Origin of the sequence: Buttiauxella selenatireducens (assembly GCF_031432975.1) — a bacterium.
In the GTDB taxonomy this organism is placed as follows: domain Bacteria; phylum Pseudomonadota; class Gammaproteobacteria; order Enterobacterales; family Enterobacteriaceae; genus Buttiauxella; species Buttiauxella selenatireducens.
Window position 1 is genome coordinate 290,385 of the sequence record NZ_CP133838.1, and the last position, 13,018, is coordinate 303,402.

The 13,018-nt window shown below is 50.4% G+C and carries 13 protein-coding genes and 1 pseudogene; 4 read left to right on the top strand and 10 right to left on the bottom strand.

Features of this window, described 5'->3' with window-relative positions:
- Positions 1-18 precede the first annotated feature (18 nt).
- The 10 genes and pseudogenes from RHD99_RS01255 to fdhD form a co-directional block, all read right to left on the bottom strand.
- Positions 19-576 (bottom strand): P-loop nucleotide/nucleoside kinase family protein, encoded by a 558-nt coding sequence (locus RHD99_RS01255; RefSeq protein WP_309877215.1) that lies wholly within the window; start codon positions 574-576, stop codon positions 19-21.
- Positions 573-1,010 carry a PTS sugar transporter subunit IIA gene (locus tag RHD99_RS01260; RefSeq protein WP_309877216.1) on the bottom strand — a complete coding sequence of 146 codons (438 nt, stop codon included), beginning with the start codon at positions 1,008-1,010 and terminating at the stop codon, positions 573-575. The genes RHD99_RS01255 and RHD99_RS01260 overlap by 4 nt, the downstream gene beginning before the upstream one ends.
- A gap of 9 nt (positions 1,011-1,019) precedes the next feature.
- Positions 1,020-1,289: a hypothetical protein gene (locus tag RHD99_RS01265; protein ID WP_309877217.1), complete on the bottom strand. Its 270-nt coding sequence runs from the start codon at positions 1,287-1,289 to the stop codon at positions 1,020-1,022.
- A 68-nt stretch (positions 1,290-1,357) separates the two neighbouring features.
- Positions 1,358-2,200 (bottom strand): class II fructose-bisphosphate aldolase, encoded by an 843-nt coding sequence (locus RHD99_RS01270; protein WP_309877218.1) that lies wholly within the window; start codon positions 2,198-2,200, stop codon positions 1,358-1,360.
- Complete coding sequence (locus RHD99_RS01275) at positions 2,187-3,554, bottom strand: PTS sugar transporter subunit IIC (protein WP_309877219.1); 1,368 nt, start codon at positions 3,552-3,554, stop codon at positions 2,187-2,189. The genes RHD99_RS01270 and RHD99_RS01275 overlap by 14 nt, the downstream gene beginning before the upstream one ends.
- A complete protein-coding gene (locus RHD99_RS01280) occupies positions 3,547-3,861 on the bottom strand; it encodes a PTS sugar transporter subunit IIB (RefSeq protein WP_034460367.1) in 315 nt (104 codons plus the stop codon). The genes RHD99_RS01275 and RHD99_RS01280 overlap by 8 nt, the downstream gene beginning before the upstream one ends.
- 11 nt (positions 3,862-3,872) lie before the next feature.
- Positions 3,873-4,853: a 6-phosphofructokinase gene (locus RHD99_RS01285; RefSeq protein ID WP_309877220.1), complete on the bottom strand. Its 981-nt coding sequence runs from the start codon at positions 4,851-4,853 to the stop codon at positions 3,873-3,875.
- Between the two features lie 420 nt (positions 4,854-5,273).
- Positions 5,274-5,855, bottom strand: coding sequence for a maltose acetyltransferase domain-containing protein (locus tag RHD99_RS01290; protein WP_309877221.1), 582 nt, complete (start codon positions 5,853-5,855; stop codon positions 5,274-5,276).
- Between the two features lie 203 nt (positions 5,856-6,058).
- A pseudogene (gene asr, locus RHD99_RS01295) lies at positions 6,059-6,292 on the bottom strand (acid resistance repetitive basic protein Asr); the annotation flags it as partial.
- 119 nt (positions 6,293-6,411) lie between these two features.
- Positions 6,412-7,236: a formate dehydrogenase accessory sulfurtransferase FdhD gene (fdhD, locus tag RHD99_RS01300; RefSeq protein ID WP_309877223.1), complete on the bottom strand. Its 825-nt coding sequence runs from the start codon at positions 7,234-7,236 to the stop codon at positions 6,412-6,414.
- A 172-nt stretch (positions 7,237-7,408) separates the two neighbouring features.
- On the opposite strand from fdhD, the gene fdnG reads away from it, so the two are divergent.
- The 4 genes from fdnG to fdhE are packed head-to-tail and all read left to right on the top strand — an operon-like array spanning position 7,409 to position 12,935.
- Positions 7,409-10,459 carry a formate dehydrogenase-N subunit alpha gene (gene fdnG, locus RHD99_RS01305; protein ID WP_309877224.1) on the top strand — a complete coding sequence of 1,017 codons (3,051 nt, stop codon included), beginning with the start codon at positions 7,409-7,411 and terminating at the stop codon, positions 10,457-10,459.
- A 12-nt stretch (positions 10,460-10,471) separates the two neighbouring features.
- Positions 10,472-11,377: a formate dehydrogenase subunit beta gene (gene fdxH, locus RHD99_RS01310; protein WP_183272268.1), complete on the top strand. Its 906-nt coding sequence runs from the start codon at positions 10,472-10,474 to the stop codon at positions 11,375-11,377.
- Complete coding sequence (gene fdoI, locus RHD99_RS01315; RefSeq protein WP_183272269.1) at positions 11,374-12,009, top strand: formate dehydrogenase cytochrome b556 subunit; 636 nt, start codon at positions 11,374-11,376, stop codon at positions 12,007-12,009. Before fdxH ends, fdoI begins: the two co-directional genes overlap by 4 nt.
- Complete coding sequence (gene fdhE, locus RHD99_RS01320) at positions 12,006-12,935, top strand: formate dehydrogenase accessory protein FdhE (RefSeq protein ID WP_309877225.1); 930 nt, start codon at positions 12,006-12,008, stop codon at positions 12,933-12,935. Before fdoI ends, fdhE begins: the two co-directional genes overlap by 4 nt.
- The last annotated feature ends 83 nt before the right edge of the window (positions 12,936-13,018 follow it).

Here is a 13,018-nt window from a genome sequence, read left to right on the forward strand (position 1 = left end):
TTGGAATAGGGATACCGGTTATTCCCCAAGTTCTTTGCCCAACCATGCCACCAGTGCGATGCTATCCACCGGTTTGCCCTGCTCCACGGTATAAACCGATCCCAGTGACATAGGCTGTGCGTTATTTGCCAGAGCCAATAATTCCGGCAGGTATTCTTCACCGGGATGGCCTTCGCGGCGTTCATCGAGTCTTTGCGCGTAACGCTGTACGGCGAGATGCCCTGGGATGTGGTTCCAGATTTCCACCACCCGCGTGATCCCTGCCTGTTCAAGATAGCGTTCCAGCGCTTCTTTGGGCTGGAAACCAAACCAGGCGTCGATAATAAATACGCATTGTTGCGGGCTGTCGGCGACAATCGACCAAATCACCTCATAGGCGGCGCACCCGAGACGCCGATTAAACGGCCTGTCAATGTTATCGAACTGCGCCATAAAAGGCTCTTTGATACCGTCGATGGTCAGTACGGGGAGCGCAAAATGCTCGGACAATAAGCGTGCGACGGTGCTTTTACCCGAGGCCGGAACACCGTTCACAAGTACCACCGTTTTGCCCTGTGTTCGTGAAGTCTGGCTCATAATATTGCGATCACCTCTTCCTTAGCTTTTGCCCGGCGGAGTCTTGCCATCACATCGTCATCACCCAATAAATTCACTATCGCGCGGATGCCTTCTTCAATGTGTTGGTTGCTGTCTTTGGCTGCAAACATAATGACGATGTCGGCTTTGTCGCTATTGGCAAAAGCAATCGGTTCTTCGAGCAACACCATGCTGAAGCAATTTTTCATTACGCCGCATTCCGGGCGAGCATGGGGCATAGCAACGCCTTCTTCAAAAACGTAATACGCGCCATGCTCCAGAGTGTTATTAATCACTGCCTGGTAATAGGAAGGCAGGATATAACCGTTATCAACTAGCGGCTGCGCCGCAAGTTTAATCACCTTTTGCCAGTCCGTTTCACGCACGCCAACTTGAATTGCCTGCGCTTCAATTAATAATTCTTTAATAGCCATCACCAGTCCTTAGATGTTTTTACGAATATGATTTCGCAGCTCATCAATTTTAATAAATAACGCATCAATATGCTGACGGTGCGTTTTACTCTTCGCGTAAACTTGTAACGCCTGGTTATAGCGCAACATAAGTGATTTCTGAGTTTCGCCGTTATTGGGGTTTTCCGTTAGTCTATTTTCCAGTGCTGTTAATTCAGTTTCAATTTGAATAGCCTGAATATCATATTGCGCCGATTCTGAATTATCTTTATGGAAAAGTTTTTTTAAAGATCCAAACATAGCTCGCTCCCGCCCGACGATTGCCGTGCAACCAGGGTTACAATAAAGAGTAGAGGATAACGCTTAGCTTATTTAAATAATGCGATCTTTTCGATTAATACCGCAGCTACCGCATCATTTGCCGGAATTAAAAATTTACGCACGCTGTCGTTCACTTTGCCCTTCTCGAAGGTTTCTTTGCAGTGCCCAACCCACTGCACGTTCATTTCAGTGCCGACGTTCACTTTGTCGATGCCACCCGCGACCGCGCGACGCATATCTTCATCACTGACGCCTGTTCCACCGTGGAGCACCAGCGGGGTTTTGGTCACTTCGCTGATATCCGCAAGACGTTGGTGTTGAATTTGCGCTTTACCGGTATACAGGCCGTGCACCGTGCCAACGGAAACAGCCAACATATCGACACCCGTTTCATCCACAAAACGTTTGGCATCTTCGGTGGTGGTGAAGGCAATATCTTCCATGGCCACGGATTTACCATCTTCTGAGCCGCCAATGGCACCGAGTTCTGCTTCTACAGAAATATTACGTGGCCGGGCGATATCAATAACTTTGCGGGTGTTGGCAATATTGTCGGCCATATCCAGATGTGAGCCGTCATACATCACTGAGCTAAAGCCCGCGTCTATAGCCGTTTTAATGGATTCAATATCTGAACAGTGATCCAAATGCAAACAGGTCGGTATTTGTTGGCTTTCTGATAAAGAACGAATCGAATCGACTAATAAACGATAACCTAAATACTCAGCGGTCCCCGTCGAGATTTGAATCATTAACGGGCTGTTGGTCGCTTTGGCGGCTTTGAAATAAGCGGGTAACATTTCCAGGCAATGTAAATTAAAGGAACCTACTGCTTTGAAATTACGTTGCTTCGCCACCTGCAATAAATCAGGGAAGTTATAGAGACTCATGTGCTTTTTCCTCTTGAGGTTTGGTTGATTTGCCATTCACGAACCAGGCGATAAGCGCCACGAACAGGATAAATACGCCGACAAACGTCCAGTTGTTCTGGAAGACGTGCCCCAAAATCAGGCCGCTACTAATGACATCGGAATCGCTGAAGGTCACGCCGGTGAAACCATAGCTTTCCAGCATTGGAACCAGTATTGCGGGCAGGAAGGTAATGAACAGGCCATGAACGACGCCCCCGATAATTGCCCCGCGTCTACCGCCCATTGCGTTACCGAAAATCCCTGCAGTACCACCGGCAAAGAAGTTGGTTAACAGTCCTGGCAGGATCATCGCCAGTCCAAACATTGGGAAGACAATCATGCCGATGATGGAACCTGCGGTGGTGGCGAGGAAGCCGACAATCACGGCATTTGGGGCGTAGGGGAACAGCACCGGGCAGTCCAGAGCGGGTTTGGCGTCTGGCACGATGCGCATAGCGATACCACGGAATGCTGGCACCAGTTCGTTTAACAGCAGGCGCACACCGCTATAAAGCACGAATACCCCGGCAACAAACTGTATCGCCTGCATAAAGGCAAACATCAGGTAATTCACACCGTTGGAATACTGGCTGATATATTCCGGGCCTGCTGCCAGTGCCGGGATGAGGTACATCGGGATCATCACCACAGCCATCGACAAGTAGGTGTCTTGCAGGAATTTAAAGTTATCCGGTAACACTAAATCTTCGGTCGACTTAGAGCCTTTACCCACCACTTTTGCGACCGCCGCCTGAACCAGGTAGCCAATAGTGCAAAAGTGCCCAAGCGCAACGTCGTCAGAACCGGTAATACGGCGCACCACGGGTTGAGCGAGTGCGGGCATAAGCACCGCCATAATCCCACCGAAAATTCCGCCGGTCAGAATCAATGGCAGTCCGGTCAGCCCGGCTTTGTAGCCGATAACTGCCCCAATGGTGGCCATCCACAGCAAAGCCTGGCCGGTAAGAAAGATATATTTAAATGGTGTGATACGGGCAATGATGATGTTGACGATAAAGATCACCATCAGCGTGAGCGCCACTTCAGAGCCCAACTCGCGGTTTGCCAGGCCTGCAATCGCTGCGACATCGGTGATGTAGCCTTTCATGCCGAAGCCGTGGGTGAAGATATCGTTCAGGAAAGTCAGGGTATCAACAATAATGTTGATACCTGCCATCATGATTAAAAAGCCAAGCAGCGTTTTAAATGTGCCTTCCGCGACTTTCCCTTTCGATTTTTTCTGCAATAAAAGACCGAGCATAGCGATAAAGGCAATCAGTATTGATGCCTGTCCTAGCAGGTCTTTAACAATAAAGTTAATGATGCTATTCATGGTCAAATACCTTCACATTGCGGTCTTTTAAAAAGGCGACAATCTTTTGTTCGATCTCATCTTTATCGGTGAGTCGGTGCAAGACAATGACGCGTTTTATTTCTTCCTCGCTGGCGTCAGCCGTTAAAATATCAGCAAAGGTTTTTTGCGTTAAAATAATGTCAGATTTAAACGCACCCGCTTCTGAAACTGTGGTGTGATCAATTTCTGCAGGAATTTGAAGTTTTTTAAGTACCGCCGTTGCTGCCATTTCAATGGCAAAACTGGAACCTAAACCGCAGCCACATACACAAAGAATTTTAAGCATTGAAAGTCTCCTCAAATAATATTGAGCTGCTTCGCTAATTTATAATGATGCCCTTCGGTGTCGACGAGGCGTTTTTGCATACTGATTAAATCTATAGGGATCGGTTTGTTACTTGAATTAATAATAATGGCTTTATTTCTCATGCCGGACTGAATACAACGGACGACTTCACCCGCCATAATGGTGCCCTGATAGATTTCCTCGCAGGTTGGGTCACCGTTACGCAGGCTATAGCCAATAATTGATTTACGAATACGCACGCCAATTTTTGGTTCGAGCTGTTTAATCATGGTATCAATCGCCCCCTGAAAGCCGGGGGAATACTCTTTGGTGTAACCTTCTGAACAAAGAATCACGACGCTATTTTGTGATTCAAGCCGTGAAGTAATTTTCCCTGCGAGATCGCTAAGCGAATGTTGGCTCTCGGGTATTAACGCAAAATCTGCGTTACTTTTAATTGCCGATTGTAACGTCAGTTCGCCGCAGTAGCCTCCCAGCAATTCGATCATAAAAACACGCCCAGGTAATGCTCGTCCCGTATTGCGCAACTTGGTCACTTCTTTTATGACCTGTTCGCAGGCAGTGGAAAAACCGATGGTGTAATCGCTGCCGTAAACGTCATTGTCGATGGTCATGCCGACGCCAAAACAATTAACGCCATACTCACTCAGGTTATTCAGAAACTGTAATGAACCATCGCCACCCGCCATGATAAGCACATCGATATGCAGGGTTTTTAATTGTTTGGCAAGGGTTTCATATTCACAGTCCATTAATTTACGGTTGGTTCGACCTGAAGACATAATCGGAATAGAAGCGACTGAAAAATCCACCAGATCCCGTACGGAGATCGCCTGGTGATTGTTCTGTAATAAACCAGGAATACCCCCGTTAAATAAAATGATTTCTGCCTGAGCAAGTCGGGAAACCTGGAAAACGAAGTTATTAATCCCTGTGACATCACCGCCGCTAATTACCATGCCGATTCTCATGACGCTTGCCTCGTTTATTTTTCTTGCAGCTATTTTTCTCTTTAAACAAGACCTCGATTTGCAATGAATGTCACAAAATTGGGATTCATTAGTCGAGGCAGAGGATTGACAGGTGGTTTTTATAAGCAAAATTTGCGAGTTGAATCACAAATAAAGATTGGTGAACTATCGAATGGTAGGAGGAAAAATTTCCTATATTTCAAAGGATTAATCTAAGTGGCTAAAAAATAAAAAACTCCAGCGATATTTCGACTGAGAACAGAGTTTATCAGCTTTCAAAAATGTGACTACTCACGCATTTTTCTGCGGAATAAAGGGAAAGAAACTTATTAAGTAGCGTAAAAGAAATTGGGGGAAATCGAAGGGAGGCGGAAAAGCATGAAACGCTTGTCCGCCATTTCATTCAGGCCAGATAGGATATCAACGAGAAAAAGCCAACTTGTCCTCTTCATTAATTTCACGCAGCACTCGGCATGGCACCCCCGCGGCAACCACGTTTGCGGGAATAGATTTCGTCACCACACTGCCCGCGCCAATCACGCTATTACGGCCAATCGTCACGCCAGGGTTGATAATAACGCCTGTTCCCAACCAGACGTTGTCTTCAATTGTCACCGGTAAAGAAAACTGCTGTCCGGTGATTCGGATTTCTGGGGCGATCGGGTGTCCGGCGGTAGAGATTGTCACGTTTGGCGCAACCATCACGTTATCGCCAATTGTTACTGTGGCATCGTCCACCACCACGAAATTAAAGTTGCCGTAAAAGTTATTGCCGATATGAGTGTGGCTGCCGTAAGCCACGCGAATAGGGGGTTCAATCCAGCAATTTTCGCCCACGCTGCCGAATAATTGCTTGAGCAATTCTGCGCGGCGAGTTTCTTGCGCTGGGCGCGTCAGGTTGTAGTCGTAGACCAACTCTTTTCCAGCACGGCGTTCTTCTGGTAATCCTTCGCAGTGGTCTGTGTACAATTCACCGACTTCCATTCTTCTTCTTACTGACATCTTTCTGTTCCTTAATTTGCCTGATCTGCCGCTGTTTGTGACAACTGTAAGCGCAAGGCTATCCAACATCAGATGAGTCAAAGAATCAAAAAAATTATGGGGTCTGGAAGATGGGCTTAGTGCGGTGATGAGCAGGATTAGCAATAAGAAAACACCCGGCTTGCCGGGTGTTTTTAGAAGAGAAGGATTTCATTGCCAACTTATGCAGCGGGTTTAACCGCTGGTTTGGCTGCAGGCGCTGCAGTGGTTGTCGCTTTTTTGTGATGTTTTTTAGCAGCCTGCGCTTTTTGCGCTACTGGAGCCGCTTTGTGGTGTTTTTTGTGATGCACGGTGGTGCTGTGTTTTGCCGGAGCCGGTGCTGCGGTGGTTTCAGCAGCGAAAGCAGCAGAAGACAGACCCATTACAGCAACAGCAATCAGAGTTAATACTTTTTTCATTTTGATAGTCTCGTATTTGTTTATGTATGGGTTGTTGGCCCGTTGAAATAACTTTATTCCAACAAACAAATACGTTCAGTGAGTGATTGGTGTCGGTAAGTAACGGAATGTACAACTCGTTAACACAGCCGCTGCGGATGGGTATAAACCGTCGCACGACCGGGTTTGCTAAAGCCAATTAACGTCAGATTGCAGCGCTGCGCAACTTCCACGGCCAGCGTGGTTGCGGCAGACACGGCAAACAAAATTTCGACGCCGCACTGGGCCGATTTTTGCACCATTTCATAGCTGGCGCGGCTGGAGACTAACACCGCACCATTATTCCAACCTTCACGGCAACGTACGCCGAGCAGTTTATCCAGCGCCACATGGCGGCCAATATCTTCTTTGCCATCCAGAATCGTGCCGTTTTCATTAAGCCAAAGTGCGGCGTGCGTACAACCGGTGAGTTGTCCGACGGGCTGGTATTCACGCATCTGGGTTAGGGCTGCATCAAGCTTGTTCAAATCGAAGGTTTGGGTGAACGGAAGGGGGGTTATCGGACGGCCAATATCATTGAGTTGCTCAACGCCACAGACGCCGCAACCGGTACGCCCTGCAAGAGAGCGGCGGCGTTCTTTCAGCCCCATAAAGCGGCGGCTGGAAAGCTCAATTTGCACTTCCAGTCCATTGCAGACCGAAATGACATCCATGCCGTAAATATCAGCAGGAGAATCTATAATTCCTTCTGATAAGGAAAAACCCAATGCAAATGACTCCAGATCTTTGGGCGAAGCCATCATAACGACATGCGAAATACCATTGTAAACCAGAGCCACTGGGACTTCTTCAGCCAGCCAATCGCCTTTTGGCTGGTGTAAATCGTGGCGCTGCCACAGATCTATCGTCCGCGCGCCAGTGATGGCGTTCACAATTTTGTCCTGATTTGGGTTGGATTTGTTCACTTTGTCTTAACCTGATTGGAACAGCCTTAATCCTAATGTGGTATTCTTGCAACACTAACTCTTTAGGATTAAGGGTTATTGCCAGTTTGGGTTTGATTGTGAACCTTTGCGGCTTAGACCGCAAAAAAATACACCTATAAGTCATGTGAAAATGTCGAAAAAAGGAGCATCCATGCAGGTCAGCAGAAGACAGTTCTTTAAGATCTGTGCTGGCGGTATGGCAGGGACTACAGCTGCGGCACTGGGTTTTGCCCCGGGCGTTGCGCTTGCGGAAACACGGCAATATAAATTACTGCGTACTCGTGAAACCCGTAATACCTGCACATACTGTTCTGTCGGTTGTGGGCTGTTGATGTACAGTCTCGGTGACGGAGCGAAAAATGCCAAAGCATCTATCTTCCATATTGAAGGCGATCCGGACCATCCGGTAAACCGCGGTGCGCTTTGCCCGAAAGGCGCAGGCCTGGTGGATTTCATCCACAGCGAAAGCCGTCTTAAATTCCCGTCTTACCGCGCGCCAGGCTCGGATAAGTGGGAACAAATCAGTTGGGAAACGGCATTTGACCGTATCGCTAAACTGATGAAAGAAGACCGCGATGCCAACTTTATTGCGCACAACGATCAGGGAACCACGGTCAACCGCTGGCTTTCCACCGGTATGTTGTGTGCATCAGCCTCCAGTAACGAAACCGGTTATTTAACCCAGAAATTTTCCCGCGCCCTCGGCATGTTAGCCGTGGATAACCAGGCGCGTGTCTGACACGGACCAACGGTAGCAAGTCTTGCTCCAACATTTGGTCGCGGTGCGATGACCAACCACTGGGTTGATATCAAGAACGCCGATCTCGTGATTGTGATGGGTGGCAACGCCGCAGAAGCGCATCCGGTCGGATTCCGCTGGGCGATGGAAGCCAAAATTCACAATGGCGCGAAGCTCATCGTTATCGATCCGCGTTTTACGCGTACCGCTTCGGTGGCGGATTTCTACACCCCGATTCGCTCAGGCTCTGACATTGCTTTCTTGTCAGGTGTACTGCTGTACCTGATCAACAACAATAAATTCAACCGCGAATACGTTGAGGCCTACACTAACGCCAATTTAATTGTGCGTGAGGATTACAGCTTCGACGACGGCCTGTTCTCCGGCTACGACGCGGCAAACCGTAAATACGACAAAACGAGCTGGAACTATGAGCTGGATGAGAAAGGTTTCGCGAAACGCGACCTGACGCTCAGCCATCCGCGTTGCGTGTGGAATCTGCTTAAAGAGCACGTTTCCCGCTACACGCCAGACGTGGTGTCCAATATTTGCGGCACGCCTAAAGATGACTTCATCAAGGTGTGTGAATACATCGCAGAAACCAGCGTCAAAAACAAAACTGCATCGTTCTTGTATGCGCTGGGCTGGACGCAACACTCCGTGGGCGCGCAAAACATTCGCACCATGGCGATGATTCAGTTGCTACTCGGCAATATGGGTATGGCTGGCGGCGGCGTCAACGCCCTGCGTGGTCACTCCAATATTCAGGGCCTGACCGACCTTGGCCTGCTGTCACAAAGCCTGCCTGGCTACATGACGCTGCCGAATGAAAAACAGCCCGACCTCCAGACCTATCTTGCCGCCAACACGCCAAAACCGTTGCTGGAAGGCCAGGTAAACTACTGGGGTAACTACCCGAAATTCTTCGTTTCGATGATGAAAGCTTTCTTTGGCGACAAAGCCACAGCGGAAAATAGCTGGGGTTATGACTGGTTGCCGAAGTGGGACAAAGGCTACGATGTCCTGCAATATTTCGAGATGATGAACCAGGGCAAGGTGAACGGTTATCTCTGCCAGGGCTTCAACCCTGTCGCCTCGTTCCCTAACAAAAACAAAGTCATTGCGTCACTGTCGAAGCTGAAATTCCTCGTGACCATCGACCCGCTGAACACGGAAACCTCGAACTTCTGGCAAAACCACGGCGAGATGAACGATGTTGATCCGTCGAAAATCCAGACCGAAGTGTTCCGCTTACCATCAACCTGCTTTGCGGAAGAAAACGGCTCTATCGTTAACTCCGGTCGCTGGTTGCAGTGGCACTGGAAAGGTGCGGACGCCCCAGGAGAAGCGCTGAACGACGGCGAAATTCTCGCGGGTATCTTTAGCCGCTTGCGTCATATGTACCAGACCGAGGGCGGTGCGCTGCCTGAGCAAGTACTGAACATGAGCTGGAATTACCTGACGCCAGATAACCCAGCGCCAGAAGAAGTGGCGATGGAAAGCAACGGTAAAGCGCTGGCGGATGTGACTGACCCGGCAACCGGCGCGGTGCTGGTGAAAAAAGGTCAGCAGCTTAGCTCGTTTGCCCAACTGCGCGATGACGGCACCACCTCGAGTGGCTGCTGGATTTTCGCCGGTAGCTGGACGCCAGACGGCAACCAGATGGCGCGACGTGATAACGCCGACCCGTCAGGTTTAGGCAACACACTAGGCTGGGCCTGGGCGTGGCCGCTCAACCGTCGCATTCTGTATAACCGCGCTTCCGCTGACCCGCAGGGTAAACCGTGGGACGAAAAACGCCGCCTGATTTCCTGGGATGGCGCGAAGTGGAGCGGTGCGGATATTGCCGACTACAGCGCTGCCGCACCGGGTACTGACGTTGGGCCGTTCATCATGCAGCCGGAAGGTTTAGGGCGTCTGTTCGCTATCGACAAGATGGCAGAAGGGCCGTTCCCGGAACATTACGAGCCGTTTGAAACGCCACTCGGTACTAACCCACTGCACCCGAACGTGGTTTCTAACCCAGCCGCGCGCGTGTTCAAAGGTGACCTGGAAGCGATGGGTAAACACGACAAGTTCCCGTATGTCGGCACCACTTATCGTCTGACCGAGCACTTCCACTACTGGACCAAACACGCGGTATTGAATGCCATCGCGCAGCCAGAGCAGTTTATCGAGATTGGCGAGAAGCTCGCGAATTCACTCGGTATTGCACACGGTGACACGGTGAAAGTTTCGTCTAACCGTGGCTTTATCAAGGCCAAAGCGGTGGTGACCAAACGTATTCGCCAGCTGGATGTTAACGGCCAGAAAGTGGACACCATCGGTATTCCGATTCACTGGGGTTACGAAGGCGTGGCGAAGAAAGGCTTTATCGCCAACACCCTGACGCCATATGTCGGTGATGCCAACACGCAAACGCCTGAATTTAAGGCGTTCCTGGTCAATGTGGAAAAGGTGTAACGGAGACGAATTATGGCTTATCAATCTCAGGACATCATCCGTCGTTCCGCTACTAACGGCATTACACCCGCGCCACAGGCGCGGGATCATCAGCAAGAGGTCGCAAAACTTATCGACGTGACCACCTGTATCGGCTGTAAAGCCTGTCAGGTGGCGTGTTCGGAGTGGAACGATCTGCGTGATGAAATCGGCAGTAACGTTGGGGTTTACGATAATCCGGCGGATTTAACCGCCAAATCGTGGACGGTGATGCGCTTCTCGGAAGTCGAGCAAAACGACAAGCTGGAATGGCTTATCCGCAAAGATGGCTGTATGCACTGTGCGGATCCAGGCTGCCTGAAGGCGTGTCCGGCTGAAGGCGCAATCATTCAGTACGCTAACGGCATCGTCGATTTTCAGTCTGAACAGTGCATCGGCTGTGGTTACTGCATCGCGGGTTGCCCATTCGATGTGCCGCGCCTGAACCCGGAGGACAACCGCGTCTACAAATGCACTTTGTGTGTAGACCGTGTGACCGTCGGCCAGGAGCCTGCTTGCGTGAAAACATGCCCAACCGGCGCGATTCATTTCGGTTCGAAAGAGGATATGAAAACGTTGGCGGGCGAGCGTGTGAGCGAGCTGAAAACGCGCGGTTACGACAACGCCGGTCTGTACGATCCTGAAGGCGTTGGTGGCACACACGTTATGTATGTGCTGCATCATGCGGACAAGCCGACGTTGTACCACGGCCTGCCGGAGAATCCGTCCATCAGCCCAACGGTGAAATTCTGGAAAGGCGTCTGGAAGCCGCTGGCCGCTATCGGTTTTGCTGCGACCTTTGCTGCCAGTGTATTCCACTATGTCGGGGTCGGCCCGAACCGTGCCGAAGAAGAGGACGATAACCTGCACCATGACGATGACGAGGTGCGCAAGCCATGAAAAAACAAGTGACTATTCAGCGTTATAGCGCGCCTGAGCGTATCAACCACTGGATCACCGCCTTCTGCTTTATGCTGGCGGCAATCAGCGGGCTGGGCTTTTTCTTCCCATCCTTCAACTGGTTGATGAACATTCTTGGCACGCCACAGCTGGCTCGTATCCTCCACCCGTTCGTCGGTGTGGTGATGTTTGCCTCGTTTATCATCATGTTTTTCCGTTACTGGCACCACAATCTAATCAATCGGGATGATATCTTTTGGGCGAAGAATATTCGTAAGATCGTCGTCAACGAGGAAGTAGGTGATACCGGGCGGTATAACTTCGGCCAGAAGTGCGTGTTCTGGGCGGCGATTATCTTCCTGGTGCTGTTGCTGGTGAGTGGCGTGATTATCTGGCGTCCTTACTTTGCGCCTGCATTCTCAATCCCGGTGATCCGCGTAGCCCTGATGGTGCATTCATTTGCCGCAGTGGCACTGATTGTGGTTATTATGGTCCACATCTACGCCGCCCTTTGGGTGAAAGGCACGATTACTGCGATGGTGGAAGGCTGGGTTACCACGACCTGGGCGAAGAAACACCATCCTAAATGGTATCGTGAAGTTCGCCAGAAACAGGAAAAACGACAGGAATGAGTATTCGCATAATCCCGCAAGATCAGCTGGGTTCGAGCGAGAAACGTACGGCGGAGATGATTCCGCCGTTGTTGTTCCCCCGGCTGAAAAATCTCTATAACCGCCGAGCAGAACGACTGCGCGAACTGGCAACCGATAATCCGTTGGGCGACTACCTGCGCTTTGCCGCACTGATCGCCCATGCGCAGGAGGTGGTGCTGTATGACCACCCACTGGAAATGGATTTAACGGCGCTGATTCAGAAATCATCTGAAACGGGCAAGCCGCCGCTGGATATCCACGTTCTGCCACGCGACCCGCACTGGCAGCGTTTGCTTAATTCGCTGATTGCCGAGCTGAAACCAGAAATGAGCGGCCAGGCACTGGCGGTTATCGAAAATCTGGAAAAAGCATCGACGCAAGAACTCGAAGAGATGGCCACAGCGCTGTTTAACACTGATTTTGCGCTAGTGAGTAGCGACAAAGCCCCGTTCATCTGGGCGGCGTTATCACTTTATTGGGCGCAAATGGCGAGTCTGATTCCTGGACGCGCTAAAGCAGAATACGGCGAACAACGCCAGTTCTGCCCGGTGTGCGGTTCGATGCCGGTTTCCAGCGTCGTGCAGATTGGTGGCACCAGTGGCCTGCGTTATTTGCACTGCAACCTGTGCGAAACCGAATGGCACGTGGTGCGAATCAAATGCAGCAACTGCGAGCAAACCCGCGATTTGAACTACTGGTCGCTCGACAGCGAACAGTCAGCGATTAAAGCGGAAAGCTGCGGCGACTGCGGCACTTACCTGAAGATTCTGTATCAGGAAAAAGATGCCAAAGTGGAAGCCGTGGCCGACGATTTAGCCTCGCTGGTGCTGGATGCACGCATGGAGCAAGAAGGTTTTGCCCGCAGCAGCATCAACCCGTTCCTGTTCCCAGGGGAAGGGGAGTAAATTGTAGTGCCTGTTAGTGGTGGATGATGCGCTTGCGCTCATCCACCCTAATCGATCCCTTCGCAGACTCGCTTCGTATTCAT

What these genes read in the sequence shown, in the direction of transcription:
- RHD99_RS01285 (WP_309877220.1), bottom strand. Translation starts at nt 4,853, where the DNA reads ATGAGAATCGGCATGGTAATTAGCGGCGGTGATGTCACAGGGATTAAT.
- RHD99_RS01255 (WP_309877215.1), bottom strand. Translation starts at nt 576, where the DNA reads ATGAGCCAGACTTCACGAACACAGGGCAAAACGGTGGTACTTGTGAAC.
- RHD99_RS01275 (WP_309877219.1), bottom strand. Translation starts at nt 3,554, where the DNA reads ATGAATAGCATCATTAACTTTATTGTTAAAGACCTGCTAGGACAGGCA.
- fdxH (WP_183272268.1), top strand. Translation starts at nt 10,472, where the DNA reads ATGGCTTATCAATCTCAGGACATCATCCGTCGTTCCGCTACTAACGGC.
- RHD99_RS01270 (WP_309877218.1), bottom strand. Translation starts at nt 2,200, where the DNA reads ATGAGTCTCTATAACTTCCCTGATTTATTGCAGGTGGCGAAGCAACGT.
- fdoI (WP_183272269.1), top strand. Translation starts at nt 11,374, where the DNA reads ATGAAAAAACAAGTGACTATTCAGCGTTATAGCGCGCCTGAGCGTATC.
- RHD99_RS01290 (WP_309877221.1), bottom strand. Translation starts at nt 5,855, where the DNA reads ATGTCAGTAAGAAGAAGAATGGAAGTCGGTGAATTGTACACAGACCAC.
- RHD99_RS01280 (WP_034460367.1), bottom strand. Translation starts at nt 3,861, where the DNA reads ATGCTTAAAATTCTTTGTGTATGTGGCTGCGGTTTAGGTTCCAGTTTT.
- RHD99_RS01260 (WP_309877216.1), bottom strand. Translation starts at nt 1,010, where the DNA reads ATGGCTATTAAAGAATTATTAATTGAAGCGCAGGCAATTCAAGTTGGC.
- RHD99_RS01265 (WP_309877217.1), bottom strand. Translation starts at nt 1,289, where the DNA reads ATGTTTGGATCTTTAAAAAAACTTTTCCATAAAGATAATTCAGAATCG.
- fdhE (WP_309877225.1), top strand. Translation starts at nt 12,006, where the DNA reads ATGAGTATTCGCATAATCCCGCAAGATCAGCTGGGTTCGAGCGAGAAA.